This is a genomic window from Arthrobacter sp. SE2, assembly GCF_058244265.1.
The window spans coordinates 99,412-115,281 of sequence record NZ_JBZAYA010000006.1 but is presented as its reverse complement, the minus strand read 5'-3'; the positions used below and the strand labels follow the sequence as shown (position 1 = coordinate 115,281).

15 protein-coding genes are annotated in these 15,870 nt (G+C 64.2%); 12 read left to right on the top strand and 3 right to left on the bottom strand.

Annotation, left to right across the window (positions count from 1 at the left end; all coding sequences use genetic code 11):
* The first annotated feature begins 2 nt into the window (after positions 1–2).
* Entirely contained in the window at positions 3–1,904 is a 1,902-nt protein-coding gene (locus AC4CS3_RS10410) for a heavy metal translocating P-type ATPase (protein ID WP_490783389.1), read from the top strand.
* Here the strand turns inward: AC4CS3_RS10410 and AC4CS3_RS10405 are convergent.
* Positions 1,901–2,809, bottom strand: a complete 909-nt coding sequence (locus AC4CS3_RS10405) for a universal stress protein (protein ID WP_490783388.1) — start codon at positions 2,807–2,809, stop codon at positions 1,901–1,903. The two genes, AC4CS3_RS10410 and AC4CS3_RS10405, sit on opposite strands and share 4 nt — an antisense overlap.
* A gap of 175 nt (positions 2,810–2,984) precedes the next feature.
* Here AC4CS3_RS10405 and AC4CS3_RS10400 point away from each other — a divergent pair, with 175 nt between their 5' ends.
* The 4 genes from AC4CS3_RS10400 (at position 2,985) to AC4CS3_RS10385 (ending at position 8,557) form a co-directional block, all read left to right on the top strand.
* Entirely contained in the window at positions 2,985–4,151 is a 1,167-nt protein-coding gene (locus AC4CS3_RS10400; RefSeq protein ID WP_490783387.1) for an acetate/propionate family kinase, read from the top strand.
* Between the two features lie 143 nt (positions 4,152–4,294).
* Positions 4,295–6,697 carry a phosphoketolase family protein gene (locus AC4CS3_RS10395; protein WP_490783386.1) on the top strand — a complete coding sequence of 801 codons (2,403 nt, stop codon included), beginning with the start codon at positions 4,295–4,297 and terminating at the stop codon, positions 6,695–6,697.
* A gap of 491 nt (positions 6,698–7,188) precedes the next feature.
* Positions 7,189–7,632 carry a pyridoxamine 5'-phosphate oxidase family protein gene (locus tag AC4CS3_RS10390; RefSeq protein WP_490783385.1) on the top strand — a complete coding sequence of 148 codons (444 nt, stop codon included), beginning with the start codon at positions 7,189–7,191 and terminating at the stop codon, positions 7,630–7,632.
* A gap of 46 nt (positions 7,633–7,678) precedes the next feature.
* Positions 7,679–8,557 (top strand): universal stress protein, encoded by an 879-nt coding sequence (locus AC4CS3_RS10385; protein WP_490783384.1) that lies wholly within the window; start codon positions 7,679–7,681, stop codon positions 8,555–8,557.
* 11 nt (positions 8,558–8,568) lie between these two features.
* On the opposite strand, the gene AC4CS3_RS10380 is transcribed toward AC4CS3_RS10385, so the two are convergent.
* Positions 8,569–9,012, bottom strand: coding sequence for a pyridoxamine 5'-phosphate oxidase family protein (locus AC4CS3_RS10380; protein ID WP_490783383.1), 444 nt, complete (start codon positions 9,010–9,012; stop codon positions 8,569–8,571).
* Positions 9,013–9,176: 164 nt separating this feature from the next.
* On the opposite strand from AC4CS3_RS10380, the gene AC4CS3_RS10375 reads away from it, so the two are divergent.
* The 6 genes from AC4CS3_RS10375 to AC4CS3_RS10350 all read left to right on the top strand — a co-directional run bounded on the left by AC4CS3_RS10375 (position 9,177) and on the right by AC4CS3_RS10350 (position 14,185).
* Positions 9,177–9,344: a hypothetical protein gene (locus AC4CS3_RS10375; RefSeq protein ID WP_490783382.1), complete on the top strand. Its 168-nt coding sequence runs from the start codon at positions 9,177–9,179 to the stop codon at positions 9,342–9,344.
* The gene (locus tag AC4CS3_RS10370; RefSeq protein ID WP_490783381.1) at positions 9,341–10,048 is read left to right on the top strand and encodes a cytochrome b N-terminal domain-containing protein; all 708 of its coding nucleotides are present in this window, start codon (positions 9,341–9,343) and stop codon (positions 10,046–10,048) included. Before AC4CS3_RS10375 ends, AC4CS3_RS10370 begins: the two co-directional genes overlap by 4 nt.
* Positions 10,045–10,998: a hypothetical protein gene (locus AC4CS3_RS10365; protein WP_490783380.1), complete on the top strand. Its 954-nt coding sequence runs from the start codon at positions 10,045–10,047 to the stop codon at positions 10,996–10,998. Before AC4CS3_RS10370 ends, AC4CS3_RS10365 begins: the two co-directional genes overlap by 4 nt.
* Before the next feature lie 79 nt (positions 10,999–11,077).
* Positions 11,078–12,061, top strand: coding sequence for an ABC transporter ATP-binding protein (locus AC4CS3_RS10360; protein ID WP_490783379.1), 984 nt, complete (start codon positions 11,078–11,080; stop codon positions 12,059–12,061).
* Entirely contained in the window at positions 11,970–13,685 is a 1,716-nt protein-coding gene (locus AC4CS3_RS10355; protein ID WP_490783378.1) for an ABC transporter permease, read from the top strand. Before AC4CS3_RS10360 ends, AC4CS3_RS10355 begins: the two co-directional genes overlap by 92 nt.
* On the top strand, positions 13,682–14,185 hold the full coding sequence (locus AC4CS3_RS10350; RefSeq protein WP_490783377.1) for a GbsR/MarR family transcriptional regulator: 504 nt from the start codon (positions 13,682–13,684) through the stop codon (positions 14,183–14,185). Before AC4CS3_RS10355 ends, AC4CS3_RS10350 begins: the two co-directional genes overlap by 4 nt.
* On the opposite strand, the gene AC4CS3_RS10345 is transcribed toward AC4CS3_RS10350, so the two are convergent.
* A complete protein-coding gene (locus tag AC4CS3_RS10345) occupies positions 14,176–14,649 on the bottom strand; it encodes a DUF805 domain-containing protein (RefSeq protein WP_490783376.1) in 474 nt (157 codons plus the stop codon). The two genes, AC4CS3_RS10350 and AC4CS3_RS10345, sit on opposite strands and share 10 nt — an antisense overlap.
* Positions 14,650–14,904: 255 nt before the next feature.
* On the opposite strand from AC4CS3_RS10345, the gene AC4CS3_RS10340 reads away from it, so the two are divergent.
* Complete coding sequence (locus AC4CS3_RS10340) at positions 14,905–15,765, top strand: universal stress protein (RefSeq protein WP_490783375.1); 861 nt, start codon at positions 14,905–14,907, stop codon at positions 15,763–15,765.
* Positions 15,766–15,870 lie beyond the last annotated feature (105 nt).

The following is a 15,870-nucleotide window of genomic DNA, read 5'->3' as shown; positions in this document are numbered from 1 at the left end:
CCATGCCCACGATCCTTCGTTTTCCATTAGTGGCTGCCACCCTCCTTATGGGGGGCTGCGTTGGGGTACTGCTGGGTGCCGGGCAGGGGCCAGCGGCACAGGGAACAGCAAGTATCTATGCTCTGGCCGTGGCGGCGTACCGGGCCGTGTCCATGTTCCGAGATCTCTTTCGAGGACGATGGGGCATCGACTTGTTGGCAGTGACGGCCGTCGTCAGCACCCTCGTGGTCGGGGAATATGTTGCCTCCCTCATCATCGTGCTCATGCTCACCGGCGGAGACGCCCTGGAGGAATTTGCCCACGGCCGGGCTACGCACGAGCTGAAAGCCCTCCTTGAGCGGGCTCCCCGGACCGCGCATCGCGAGACCCCGGGCAACCCTGTGGAAGAGGTACCCGTGGGGAGGGTTCGTTCCGGAGACACACTCTTGGTCAAACCCTCCGAAATCGTCCCCGTAGACGGACTCTTGCTCTCCGCCGCCGGGACCTTCGACGAATCCTCGCTGACGGGTGAAAGCCTGCCGGTCGAACACCGCGCAGGCGATGCACTGCTGAGCGGCACCATCAACGGCGAGGACGCAGTTCGCATGGTTGCGAGCGCCACTGCCGCAAACTCCCAGTACAGCCGGATCGTGGCCCTGGTCCAGGAGGCTGCGGCAAGCCGAGCGCCCACCGTCAGGCTTGCGGACCGATATGCCGTGCCCTTCACGGTGTTTGCGTTCCTGTTGGCCGGAGTCGCTTGGTACATCAGTCACGATCCAGAACGGTTTGCCCAGGTGCTCGTCGTTGCGACCCCGTGTCCCCTGTTGATCGCAGCACCTGTAGCGTTCCTTGGCGGCACCAGCCGGGCAGCCCACTCGGGGATCATCATCAAGAATGCCGGCACCCTCGAACAACTCGCCCGCGTCAGGACGGCGGTCTTCGACAAAACGGGGACACTCACGCGCGGCCGCCCTACCCTGCACGACGTGCAGGTCTCCACGGCCGCAGCCGTGGGAATATCCGCTTCTCGGATCCTGCAACTCGCAGCGTCCGCTGAGCAGTCGTCCTCCCATGTGCTGGCAGCCTCCGTGATTGAGGCCGCGCGATCCCGCGGCCTGCCACTGCTACCCGCCAGCAGCGCCAACGAGCACGCGACCCAAGGTGTCACGGCTGTCTGCGGGAACCAGACTGTGGTGGTTGGCAAAGCTACCTTTGTTGGATCGGCGACGACAGGCTTCGAAAAGGCCGACGTGGCCAGCGGACAACTTGGAATCTACGTCGGTGTGGACGGGCGTTTCGCCGGAACGCTGATCATGAGCGACCCTTTGCGGGAAAACGCGGTGGCCACCTTGGCCCGGCTGCGACGCCTCGGCGTTCGGGAAACCATGCTCCTGACCGGTGACACCCGTTCCACCGCGTCACACATTGCGGCCGAGGCAGGGATAACCCGGGTCCTGGCGGATTGCCTGCCTGCCGACAAGGTCGCCGCCGTCGCGCGGTTAGTGGGGCGACCGGTGATGATGGTGGGTGACGGAGTCAACGACGCACCGGTCCTGGCCGCGGCCGACGTTGGCATAGCAATGGGAGCCAAGGGAGCAACCGCGGCCAGCGAATCGGCCGACGTCGTGATCATGCTCGACGACCTGTCCAAGGTCGCCGTTGCCGTGGATATTGGCAGGCACACCATCCACATCGCGCGCACGAGTATCTGGACAGGCATCCTCCTCAGCGTGGGGTTGATGGCCGCGGCAGCATGCGGGGTCGTCCCGGCAGTGGCCGGCGCTCTCCTTCAGGAGTTGGTGGACCTCGCCACAATCCTGAATGCACTTCGGGCATTGGGGCACAGCCGAATGCCGGGCGCCGATTCGTCGGCGCTTGTTCCCCCATCCCAGCTCCGAAAATTGGACCGTGACTTTCGGCCCTAGCCGGTCTGAAGGCGTCGTGCTCTTCCAAGCCCCGGCGCATCCGGAGCGTCCTCTGCTAAGGCGGGGCGGGTTATCAGGGTAGGGCACTGGATGTTGAGCAGGACGTGCTGGGCAACCGAACCGAGTAGTACGCGGGCCCCGCCCCTTCCTTTGCAGCCGATGACCAGCAGACGCGCACGGGCGCTGGCGTCGAGGAGCGCTTCAGCCGGCGCGCGCTCAAGGTCCAGGATCTCGCGTACGACCAAACCAGGGTCCCGCTCCGTCAGGCCCTGGGCCGATTCGGACGACAGCGCGTGCCCATCGAGCCCAGGCCATGCGCGACCGGCCCCCCGCACAGGTCTCCCGGACGGAGCGGGCTCATTGCCGCTACCGGCATGGAGGATTACGAGCTCCTGTCCCATTCGCTGTGCCTCGTCAGCTGCACACTCGACGGCGAGTTCGGAGTCCCGGGAGCCATCGACACCAACCACCACGCCGGACGACTCACGCGTTGAAGGAGCAGGCACAATCGCGACGGCGCAGTGGCTGATGATGGCGATCTGAAAACTGACCGACCCAAATCCTTCGCCGTGGTTATCTGGCCGTCGATCGGTTCCCACTACGACCATTTCCGCGTCCGCAGAGAGCCTGCGCATGCTCTCGGAGGGTTCTCCCGCGCTCAGGGTCGTGACGACGTCCAGCGCGGGAATCTGCGCGCTGATCCGAGCCGACTCACTGTTGAGCAGGTCCTTGGCCTGCGCGATTGCGTTCTCGTGGAGGGCTTTCTCCGGGAACGCCCACGGTTCGGGAACGGCGTGCACCAAATTGAGCTGAAGACCAAGATCGCGGGCGCGTTCCGCCGCCCAGTCCGCGGCAGTACTTCCCACCGATGCCCCATCGACACCAACAAGAATCTGTTTCTTCACGCGCCCACGTGCCTTCCGGGAAGCTGCAGCCATCTCTCCTCAGTGTCATCGGCCTCTTGGGCGAGCCGCTAGGGCCGGAAGGCCCTCCCTGATGACGGGGATGCAGGGTTATGGTCCTCGAGGGTGACACGTCTTGTGGCACTGTGCTGTGTGATCGTCGTGAAAGGGCTTCGGCATGCTGATCCTGGTACTGAATCCGGGTTCCTCTTCCTTGAAGTACCAGCTGCGGCGCATCGGAGCACCCGGAACGAAGCCGGACATCCTGCTGGATCGAGTCGTTGATGGATCACCGGAGGGCAGTCTGGGTCCCGTCTTCCTTGGCAACGTATTCGATGTGATTGACGCGGCAGTCCCGCACTCTTCCGGTGGTACCGGCCTCGATGCCATCGGTCATCGGGTGGTGCATGGCGGGGAACACTTCAGCTCCCCGGTCCGCGTGACGTTGGACGTGATGGCGGCTATCGAGGAACTGGGCGAGTTGGCCCCGCTCCACAACGCAGCAAGTGTGGCATGCATGCACGCGGCCGACGCCCGGTGGCCTGGCACACCACAGGTAGCCGTCTTCGACACAGCCTTCCACCACACCATGCCCGGATACGCCTCGCGCTACGCCATTCCGGAGGACCTGTATACGAGATACGGGATCCGGCGCTACGGCTTTCACGGGATCTCCGTCGAGATCGCCTGCCGCGAGGCCGCGGCGTTCATCGGAGTCCCGGTGTCTTCACTGAATACTGTCGTGGCGCATCTTGGCAATGGCGCTTCTGTGACCGCCGTCAAGAACGGCCGCAGCGCCGACACATCAATGGGCATGACCCCCCTGGAAGGGCTGGTCATGGGCACCCGCTCGGGCGATCTTGATCCGTCCATTGTCACGCTGTTGCAGCGCCGCGGCCTCAGCCTGGATGAGGTGGACCGGCTCCTCAACCATGAGTCCGGCCTGCTGGGCGTGGCCGGATCAGCCGACATGCGCACAGTGCAAGACTCAGCGCAACTCGGGGATCCCAGGGCTGTCCTCGCCTCTGACATGGCCGCATACCGCCTGGCCAAATACATCGCGGCCTACAACATGGTTGTCGGCGGAGCCGAGGCCTTGGTCTTCACCGGCGGTATCGGTGAGCATTCCGGTCAGTTCAGGTCACGGGTGATGTCGATGCTCGGTCCGCTTGGCATTTACGTCGACGAGGACAGGAACCATGCCGGAGGCTCAGGCATCCGCACCATCAGCACGGACGGATCAATGTTTCCCGTCCTGGTTGTCCCCAGTGACGAGGAACGCGCAATCGCGGAGGCGACAGCCGCCGTCGTCCTTTCGAACGATCAAACGATTCGGAACCTCTAGGGCCCTATGGCCCTAACCGCACCGCCGGGTCTCTGGCACCGTGAAGACCAGCACCGTGAAGACCAGCACTGTGAAGACCAAGCAGCCCAGGCACCAGTAACGCGTGCCTTCAGCGTGCCGTCGAACCCGGAAGAGGCTACCCCATGGAAACAGCAGGCTATGAAGCTGCCGGCGAGGACTTTGAGCCGCTGAACCGGTATTGGTTCGCGGCAAATTACCTCACTGTTGCCCAGATCTACCTTCAGGAAAACCCGCTGCTGCGGGGACCCTTGCTGCCAAGCCACATCAAACCACGGCTGTTAGGACACTGGGGAACCAGCCCTGGATTGTCGCTGATCTACGCCCACTTGAACCGCCTGATCAGGCGAACCTCCGCCGATGTGCTCTTCGTTGCGGGTCCCGGCCACGGTGGGCCCGCCGTCGTCGCCAATATCTATCTTGAAGGCACATACTCGGAGATCTATCCCAAAGTGGGGATGGACCTCCCGGGGCTCCGGAGACTTGTCCGGCAATTTTCAACTCCGGGCGGGGTATCGAGCCACGTCGGCCCAGCCACTCCTGGTTCCATCCACGAGGGAGGCGAGCTTGGCTACTCCTTGATGCACGCCACAGGCGCCGCCATGGACAACCCCGGACTGATTGTCGCCTGCGTTATCGGCGACGGCGAAGCCGAGACCGGCCCATTGGAAGCATCATGGAAAGCACCATCTTTCCTCAACCCGGCCCGGGACGGTGCCGTGCTGCCGATACTGCATCTGAACGGGCACAAGATCTCCGGCCCAACCGTCCTGGGCCGGAGAACCAACGAGGACGTGGAAGCGCTGCTCAAGGCCCACGGCTGGGACCCGGTGACCGTCTCCGGCGAGGATCCGTTGCTAGTTCACCGCGCCTTGGCCACCGCGATGGACGAGTCTTATGGGCGAATCCGCGAACTGCAATCCAAGGCGCGCAGCCAGGGCGTGCACGGCCCGGCACACTGGCCCGCCATCATCTTGCGAACGCCCAAAGGATGGACCGGGCCGGCCATGGTGGACGGGCTCCCCGTCGAAGGAACCTTTCGTTCCCACCAAGTACCTCTGGCAAGCGTTCGCGAGAATCCCGACCACCTGGCGCAGCTTGAGGCCTGGATGCGCTCCTACAGGCCGGAAACCCTCTTCGACAGCACAGGCCGGCTCGTCCCCGAGTTGGCCGCACTTGCCCCGGCGGGCAGCCTCCGCATGGGTGCAGCCCGTGCGGGCCGGGGCGGGACCGGGGCTGCCCTTGAGATCCCCGACCTGGAACGGTACGCGGTACCGGCGGTCCCGCGGGGGTCGATCGTCCACGAAACCACCAGGCCGCTGGGGGAACTGCTCCGGGACATCTACATCGCGACGGCCACCGATCCCCGGTTCCGGCTCTTCTGCCCGGACGAAACCAACAGTAACCGGCTCGGGGCTGTCTTCCAGGCCACCGACCGCTGCCTTCTGGAACCTGCCAGGGACGGTGAGCATGCCCTTGCTGAAGACCACGTCTCGGCGCAAGGCAGGGTCATGGAAGTCCTCTCCGAGCATTTGTGCCAGGGCTGGCTGGAGGGTTACCTGCTCACAGGCCGCCATGGACTCTTTGCCAGCTATGAGGCCTTCGCAATGGTCAGTGCGTCGATGACCATCCAACACGCCAAATGGCTCCAGCACGCGAGGGAACTTGAATGGCGCGCACCCGTACCGAGCCTGAACATCCTCCTGACCTCCACCTGCTGGCGCAACGACCACAACGGCTTCAGCCATCAGGGACCCGGCCTGATTGACACTGTGCTGTCCCTGTCTGGAACCGTCACCCGCGTCTACCTGCCTCCGGACGCCAACACCCTCCTGGTCACCGCCGAACACATACTGCGGAGCAAGGACTACGTGAACCTGGTGGTAGTTGACAAACAACCGCACCCGCAATACCTGACGCTGGAGGAGGCAAGGCGTCACGCCGCGGCAGGAGCGTCCAGCTGGTCGTGGGCCGGGAACGAGGAGCCGGACGGCTCCCGGGCCGTACCCGACGTCGTCATGGCCTGTGCCGGGGACATCCCCACCGAAGAGACACTTGCCGCAGCCTGGTTACTGCAAAAACATCTCCCTGAACTCACGGTCCGCGTCGTCAACATCATGGATGCCATGGTCCTTCCGCCCCGCGACACCCACCCCCACGGGCTGTCCGATGAAAAGTTCGAAGAACTGTTCACAGCCGACGGAGAAGTCATCATGGCCTGGCACGGCTACGCCCGGGCCTTGCACCAGCTCCTGCATGGGAGGCCCCGCCCGGAACGGTTCCACGTCCGCGGCTACAACGAACAGGGAACCACCACCACTCCCTTTGACATGGTGGTCCTGAACAAGATGAGCCGATACCACTTGGTCGTCGAAGCGCTGCGACGCGTTCACCGCCAGGTCACGGGCGCGGCTGAGCTTGTCGACCTCTGCCGCAGGCAGCTGGATGCCCATGCGCGATATATCCGCGAGCATTTCGAAGACCTCCCGGAAATCCGGGACTGGGCCTGGACACCGCCCCGTCCCTAACGTCTGTGCGAAAGGCATCAAGTCTCCAGGAAAGAATCATGTGACCCAGCATCCAGCCCTGAACCATCCCGGCGCTTACGGGACCCGCTCCCCTATCGAACTCGGGTTGTCCAGCGCTGAGGTCATGGCCCGAACGGAAGCAGGACTGGCCAACACCGTTTCCGACACTCCAAGCAGACCGCTGTGGCAGATCTTCCGGGCGAACGTTCTGACGCTGTTCAACGCGATCGTGGGCTGCAGCTTCGGCCTGCTGACGGCACTTGGAAGCGCGCTCGGAGGAATCCTCGCTATCGAAGCCCTTCACCGGTTCCAGCGCCGGCGTCCAGTGTCGCTCGTTTCCGGCCCCTCCCACAGGGTATTTAGTCACACCGCCGGGCCTTTTGGCCCTACAGCAGGAGAAGGGCGCTCAATAGGCTGCAGGGAGTTGCAGGTCTCCGTACCCGCGATCGTGTGCCGAACAAGGAATAGAGCTAGACGACATAGGAGCAGACATGTCACTCCCCAGCATGGACGCAGGCCGCGTTGACGGCGGACTGCACGTTGCGGAAGAACTCAGCCAGGAACAGTGCTGGGATCTCCTGCGCTCAAACACCACCGGCCGTTTCGGCTTTGTTCAGCAAGGACTGGTGGTGATCCTGCCCGTGAACTATCTGGTCGACGGCGAGTCCATATACTTCCGCACGGCCGGGGATGGATCGATCGCGGAGGCAGTCCCTTCGCTCGGGTCGTCCTTTCAGATCGACGATTCACGTGCCGATCGCAGCGAAGGTTGGTCTGTGCTCGTCAGCGGGGCTTCGTCCCGTGTTGAGGACAAGGATCTGCTGACCAGGCTATGGGGAAAGGCCATGTCGGAGCCGTGGGCCGGCGGAACGCGGAATCTCTTCATCCGGATCCAGGCCCACAGGGTCACCGGACGCCACGTGCATCTGGAGTGAGCCCGGAGCCATTCCACGTTCAAGCACCCTCACGGGCAAGGAGACCATGGAGACCGCGGCAGAAATCATCGTTGGCTACGACGGGTCCGCAGCAGCCGTCCCGGCAGTCCGTTGGGCTGCCCGGCAGGCGGCTGAGCGGAACTGCGGACTACGCGTGGTCCACAGCACGTTGTGGCCGGCAATCACCCGCGAGCTGGGTCCCGTACCGGGCGTCGAAGGCAGCGGTTTGCGACGTGCGGCCGAGGACATCCTGGCCGAGGGCGTGGAACGGGTCCACGATGAGGTTCCTGGATTGGCTGTCAAGACGACGCTGTTCTATGGGTGGCCTGCCGAACACCTCAGGACTCTCTCTTCCGGCGCCGCATTGCTGGTCGTCGGAACCAGGGGCGCGGGGGGTTTCATGGGACTGCTGATCGGCTCGGTCAGCTTGGAACTCGCGGCGACGGCCGATTGCCCCGTCGTTGTCATCCGTGGCGGAGAACGCCCGGGCGGTCCAGTTGTAGTCGGCGTCGACTTCGACGATTGGGAACTACCGCTCCGGCATGCCTGCAACCTCGCCGCGTTGGCCGGTGCAGCCCTTCGAATGGTGCACGTCCAGAAGAAACACTGGATTCCGCGCCCCATCCCTGAAACGGGCACCTCGGCTCAAGGCCCAACGGAACCCCGGATCCAGGCGCTTCTCGACTCCGCGGCGCGGAGCGCCCACGAAACGATTCCGAACCTCGATCTCCAAATAAGATCGCCGATCGGCACGTCCATCCCAGGCTCGATTTTGACGGAGGCTCAAGATGCCTCCATCATCGTCGTCGGGACCCAGGGACGGGGACTCGTCCGGGGCACCATCGGTTCGACCGCACACGCTGTGCTTCATCACGCCACCTGCCCGGTCATGCTGGTGCGTCGGCCCAAACCAGGCCCCTTGTGAATCAGATGTGTTCAGTACAAGTCGCCAGGGGCCAGCTCGTCGTTTTCCGGTCCCCGGTGAATGCGCCTACCGGTGATGGACGTCGGGACGATCTCAACGAAAACCCGTTTCCTTGTAGAGGTCAATTGTTGGCGGGGAATCCTTTCGGCGGCTTCAATCTCGGCACCGGACTCCAGTTGCCGTGCCTTGCCTTTAACCACGATGCTCCAGACAGACTGGCTACCGACCCCGTCGGTCTCCAACGCAACGTGGTCATTGATCCTGAGCGCGAACAGCTTCTCCCCGGGATTCGTGCGGAGGAGGATTTTTCCGTCGTGGGCGACGAAGTTGATCGGATAGATCTCGGGTTCGTTGGCGATGCTCAATGCCAACCGCCCCAACGTCGCGCCCAAAAGGATGTTCCAGCATTCTTCCTCGTTCAGGACTTCCACGGGGTTTGCGGTATCCGGTGACATGGTCGGTCCTTTCGATGGTCGGCATTCCAGGCCATTCCAGCATGCACGCGGCCGGCATCATCCAATAGGGCCGTTGGACCCGTGTGTGTCGGCCAGCAAGCTTGTAGCGTCATTCATATGAAGGCTTCCCACCCGAGGTTCGCCTTTCATCGAAAGAGGCCGTGATGTTCGGAATACAACAGGCGGATGCCGGAATGCCGGAGCCCGGAATCTATTTCCAGTGGGGTGATTTCCTGATCCAATTCGGCAATCTGGTGGTCATTGCCACGATGGTCGTGCTATTCATTCTCGCCTTGGTGATTCCGTTTCCACACGGAAGGAAGCGGAAATGACCGGCGACCGCGGCCCGGTTTCGACTGCCGACGACGGCGAACCACGCTTTTCCACCTGGACAGGAAAAGCCCGGGGGTGGGCCCTGCGCCGGCTCCCGCCGGACAAGCTGCTTCCGGAAGGCCAGCCGAGCTACGTATCGTCCTGGATTTACGTTTTCGGCATGGGCGCTGTTGCCGCCCTCGTCTACATCATTGGATCCGGCGTCGTATTGGCATTGAATGGTCCGACCTGGTTCCATGTCTCCGGTCTTGGCCGTTTCATCAACAGCACCCATCTGTGGAGCGTTGAACTGTTCTTCATGTTCCTGGTGATCCACCTCTGGGGCAAGTTCTGGATGGCCGCCTGGCGGGGCGGGCGCGTGCTCACCTGGATCACCGGGATGCTCGCGTTTGTCGTCTCGATCGTCACGGCGTTCACCGGATACCTTCTTCAAACAAATTTCGATTCGCAGTGGATTGCCTTCCAGGCCAAGGACGCCCTGAACGCGGTCGGTATGGGTGCGTGGTTCAACGTCGCCGATCTAGGTCAGATACTCATGTGGCACATCACGCTCCTTCCCCTTGCTGTCGCCGTCGTCGTCGCCCTCCATGTCGTGCTCGTACGGATGCACGGCGTAGTGCCCCCGTTGGAAGCTGCGGCATCTGACGCCCAGCTGCGCACGGCGGCACCAAACCCGGCCACCGAGAGCGAGAGCCTGAAATGACCAAGTCCCCAGTATCAACCTCGTGGCGCGCACGAAACGACATCGCCAGCAGGCCATGGTCCGGCACCTTGCGCGACTACGATCTGTTCAAGGAGCTCGTTGTTGGAGTGGTCGTTGTCGGGCTGCTGGTTCTCGGCCTCTCCGCGGTCTTCAGCTCGCCGGACGACCCGAGTGTGACGCTCAAGTCATGGGCCCAGGCCCAGCCCGCGGACTTCGTGGCAACAGCCACGGCCGAACTTGGCGGTACCAGCGGCACCGCCGGGTATGGACCACCCTACAATTCGACGCCCGATGCCTCGCAAAAACTCGGCCCGATCGATCTGCAAAGCCTTTCCGGTGTGCGGCTCCCGATCGACACCGCCAACGACTTCGTCATCGGTCCGCTCCAAGCCCTTCCAACACCCCCGGCCGCGATCGACGAATGGACCAAGGCAAGCGACGCGCAACACGCCGCCTGGACCACCGCGTACGGGGACGCACTTGGCAAAGCCCCGGACAACGATCCGGCGAAGGTTCCGCCCGGCGACTACGGCCCGGTACCGGCCCTCACCGGAGCCCTTCTGGCCATGGCGCAGCAAGGGACCCTTGATCCGGTCCTGAGCGCAAAAGGTTCGTTCTACAACACCGATTACAAAGCCAGCATTCTATTCCTCGGCGACGGCAGCTACTTCCCCGGCCTCGCCGACGCCCAGCATCTGACAGGCGACCAGTGGGGAATGATGAACGAAACCGGCAACTACCCCGGCCAGTCATGGCTGTGGCTCTTCTCGGCCCTTTACCAAGTGGAACCCTTCAAATCATCGCCGAACGCCGACGTCCTGGTTGTGTTTTCCATGGTGATCCTGACGCTGCTCCTGACTTTGGTGCCCTTCATCCCCGGACTCAGGTCGTTGCCCCGCCGCATCCCCGTGCACCGGCTGATCTGGAGGGACTACTACAAGCACCGCTAGTCCAACGCACGAACCGCATCGGAACACAAGGGCCTTTCGGTCATTCAAAAATTTGTGAAAACTACGTATGTTTGTCGTCATGGACACTGTCATCCAGACTGTCGGCTTGCACAAGAACTTCGGGCGGGTCAAGGCGCTCGACGGCCTCGACCTTGAGGTCCACGAGGGTGAGATCCACGGCTTCCTCGGGCCTAACGGCGCAGGGAAGACCACCACGCTGCGTATCCTTCTCGGGCTAGCCCGCGCGTCGTCGGGCAGCGCGACGGTCCTGGGCATGCATCCGTGGGCGGACGCCGTCGAACTTCACCGACGCATCGCGAGCATCCCGGGCGATGTGAGCCTCTGGCCCAACCTCTCGGGCGGCGAGGCTATCGACCTGCTCTCCCGCCTCCGCGACGGCGCTGTCGACCAAGCCACCTACAAGGAGCGCAAGCATCATCTCTGCGAACTCTTCGACTTCGACCCGAGCAAGAAGGGCCGCGCCTACTCAAAGGGAAACCGCCAGAAGGTGGCGCTCATCTCCGCCCTCGTCATGGACGCCGAGCTGTATCTCCTCGACGAGCCCACCAGCGGCCTTGATCCGCTCATGGAGGCCGTCTTCACGCGCGAGATAAGGCGGATCGTGCACGAGAACGGCGCCACAGTACTGCTCTCGAGCCATATCCTCTCCGAAGTCGAACAGCTCGCCGACCGCGTGAGCATCATCCGCGCCGGCCGGATCGTTGACGGCGGCACGCTCGACGCACTGCGCCACCTCACCCGCACGGAAATCTCTTTCGCGCAGGACAGCGTGGACACCCACGCCCTCGCTACGCTCTCGCAAGTCCACGACCTCACCGTGGCCGACGGGCGGGTCAAGTTCGGTGCCGATTCCGATCGCGTCCACGAGGTCCTGCCACTTCTGGGCACCCTCAGGGTCAAAGGACTGCTCGTCGCGCCCCCGTCGCTCGAAGAGCTGTTCCTTCGCCACTATGGCGACACGGTCACCCCGCCCGCCCCGCGGGCAGCGGACGACGGCGGCACCCACCACCGGCGCCATCGCGCCGCCACAGCCGGCGCCTGACATGGGCGCGCTCTGGATCCTGTACCGGCAGCGGTTGCGCCGGGACCGCTGGCAGGTGATTGTCTGGGTCCTCTCGATCGGAATGCTCGCGTTGTTCGCCGCCGCGGCCATAGCGAAGACCTTCGGCGACGACGCGACGCGCGCGCAGGTGCTGCAGCTCGCGACTGCGGCGCCTGCGATCCTCGTGCTGCGCGGCCTCCCGCGCGGTCCGGGGCTCGATTCGTTCACGTTCTTCGAGATCTTCGCGTTCCTGGGCGTCCTCGCCGGACTCATGAATACGTTCTTGGCCGTCCGCCACACCCGGGCGGAAGAGGAGTCGGGCCGGGGTGAGATGATCGCAGCGACGGCCGCCGGGCGCTGGGCTCCGCTCGGGGCGACCGTCCTTCACGGCACCGTGGCCAACGTGCTCATAGCCATCGCGACTGCGCTCGGCTTCATGGCCGGCGGGCTTGACCCGGCCGGCTCGCTCGTGGCTGGCTTCGCGACGGGTGCGGTGGGCTTCGCCTTTCTCGGCGTGGGCCTGTTGGCCTCCGAGGTCTTCAGCACCTCGCGAGGGGCCAACGGCATCTCGTCGGCGCTCGTGATGGTCGCGTACCTGCTGCGCGGCTTCGGGGACGCGACCGGGCAGGTCGGTCCTGACGGGACGACCATGACGGCCGCATGGCCGAGCTGGATCTCCCCCATCGGCTGGGGCCAGCAGACTTTCCCCTACTCAGGCAACCGATGGTGGCCGCTGCTGCTGCCACTCGCGCTCGGAGCCGCGTGCACCGCCATCGTCGTAGCTATCATGGCGCGCCGGGACGTCGGCGCGAGCGTGTTCGCCGGACGATCCGGACGCGCCGACGCCAGGCCCTGGCTGCGCGGGAGCTTCTCGCTCGCGCTGCGCCTCCAGCAGGGCGCGATCATCGGCTGGTGCATCGGTGGCCTCGCGACGGGCCTCCTCACGGGCTCGCTCGGGTCGGCGATACAGTCCTCGATCACCTCCAACACCCAAATCACAGCCGTGCTCCGCGGAATGATCGAGGCACAGGGCACATCAATGACCCAGCTCCTCGTTGCGGCACTATTCGAAGTAGCCGGAATCCTTGCCGCAGCGTGCGGTCTCCAGGCCGTCCTTCGCCTCCGTCAGGAGGAGGTGGCCGGAACCGCCGAGCCCGTCGTGGCCGAGTCGGTGAGCCGGATGCGCTGGCTCGGGAGCTTCCTCGGCCTCGGCGCCGTCTCGGTCGTGCTCGTCATGGCGTTCACGGCTCTCGGAGCGTGGCTCTCCCTCCTCGCGTCCGGAGACACCTCAAGCGCCGTCGGCGACGTCTGGCAGACTTCCGTCGACCAGCTCCCCGCGGCACTCATTTACCTCGCTGTGCCCGCCGCAGTGTTCGTCGTCTGGCCCCGTGCCACGATCCCTGCCGCGTGGGCGTTCCTGGGTGTGGGCGTCGTCCTCGGAATCTACGGCGGCATGCTCGGCCTCGACCAGAAGCTCCGGGACCTTTCGCCGTTCTCCCACACCCCCGTCACCACAAGCACCGGGACCGACTGGAGTGGCGGCTTCTGGATGCTCGGCATTGCCGCAGTCCTCACGGCGCTCTCGCTCGTGGCGGTGCGTCGCCGGGAGGTGGGCACAGCGTGACAGATCCCGGGAGCAAGCGCATGCCCGGCTCCGCCGAGACATCCGCGGCTGTCCTGACGGCCGCGGGCTTCCCCAAGATGCCGGCCCGTGCCCTCATGGCCCTTGTGGTCTCCGACGAAGGCTCGCTGACTGCGGCCGAGCTCTCTGAGATACTGGGCGCGAGCGCGGCAGCTGTCTCCGGCGCCGTGCGGTACCTGCAGACCGTCGGCTTCGTGCACCGGGTCTCGCAACCGGGCAGCCGACGCGACCGCTACGCCCTCCCCGACAACGCGTGGTATGTCGCCTCGCTCCGCCAGAACCCCGTCTACGAGCACCTCGCCGACCTCGCCGACTCGACCGTGTCAAGCCTCCCGGAAGGATCAGCGGCGAGGGCAAGGGTGAACGAGATGGGGGCCTTCTACCGGTTCCTCATGACCCGGCTGCCGGGGCTCCTCGATGAGTGGGAACACACGCGGGCCAAAGTTGACCATCCTTTGCCATTGCCTGAGCCTCAAGCCTGAGGCGGATATGGCTGCGGCGGATACGGTGGCGGATATGCCTGCACAGGTCGGTCGAAGCGCTGACCCCCGGGATTGGCCGGCAGGAGCACAAACACGAGCAGCGCAATCCATCCGAGCACCGGGATCAAGGCGAGTAACAAGAAGAACGCACTGAGATTCGCGTCGTGCAGGCGCCGTGCAGCCAGGGCGAGCGAAGGCACGATCGTCGCCAGGAACCAGAGGCCGCCAAGGGCCGTCGAGGTGCTGGTGTTGCCGTTCCCTGTCGCACCGGCCGCATTGATGACACCTGAGACGATAGCTGAGGCGAGGAACCACCACCAATACTCACTGCGGCTTGCCCGCCCGTGGAAGACAGCGTACTTCTTCCAGAATCGTTTGACGGCCTCGATCGGCGGGGCTCCATAGTAAGGCAGCTCAAGTGGAACTCCACCTTGGGGAAGATTCTGAGGCTGATAGCTGGACATCATTCAAGCCCTTCCGTGCAGACTATTCGACACCGGCATGGTAGACCCAGTCGGCCTGTCGCAACAGGGCACAAAGCCCCGCTTCGGAGTGACGACCGCATTAGGATCCGCGAGTGCGTTTGGTTCCTCGTCACGGCGGCAGCAAGAGCTTCGCCGGCGGGACTTCCGGCCCTGCCGGCCTTGGCCAAAAGGGCAGAAAATGGTGCGCAAAGCATCCCGAAAGTGGGAGCCACATTCATGGAGGCGGACAGAGGCATGAAAAAACCAATCGTTGTGGGCGTCGTTGACACCAAGGCGAGCCGGGCCGCGTTGGCTTGGGCGATGGACCGGGCGGCACGACATAAACTCACGGTGCTGCTCGTTCACGCGGTCGACAGTCGATGGCTCGACGAATCAGTCGGTTCCGGCGAGGTGGTCAAGGCCGCGGCAAACGAGCTGCTGAGCAAAACCGCCGCATATGCGGGCGAATTGGAGCCGTCGGTCCAGGTGAAGACCTTGCTGTTCTCCGGTAGCCCCGGGCAGGCGCTCAGGAAGCACTCGAAAGGGGCCTCGATGGTTGTCATCGGAACCGGCCACAACTGGCCTGGAGGACCTGTGGCTGACAGGGCGCTGCAGATCGCCGCCGTCGCCCTCTGCCCTGTGGCAGTAGTCGGGGAGCAGGACATGACGGGGCGCCGCGGCATCGTGGTCGGCGCTGACGGTTCAGAAGAATCAACGCAAGCAGTTTCCTTCGCGGCCGCCGAAGCGGACAGGGACAGCCAGGAGCTGACAGTGGTTCACGCCGTCCTCGCGCCGCCGCTCATCCAGCGCGTGATGCCGGCGAGCGACGTTGCCGAGACGGTCTTGGAGGAAGAACGAATCATCCTCGCCGAGACTGTTGCCGGCCTGGCCGAAAACTACCCCGACCTGGTTGTCCATCAGGTTCTGGTGTCCAACAACGAACCGGCGGAAGCACTCACGGACGCCGCCGCCGGCGCCACATTGCTGGTGCTGGGAAGCCGCGGAAGGGGCAGCTTCAAACGCCTCCTCCTGGGATCGACCGCCCACACCGTACTCAGGTCCTTGCCCTGCCCAACCGTCATTACCCGGGTGCGTCGGGTGAAACTCACGAGCTAAGGAGCTAGCCCGGTCATCACAATTTTTCGCCACGGGTGGTCGCGTCCCGTCTCTGATCGACATCAAGGCTGACTTGTCGGGGCCGGTTTGGGGGTGTCTGATGGA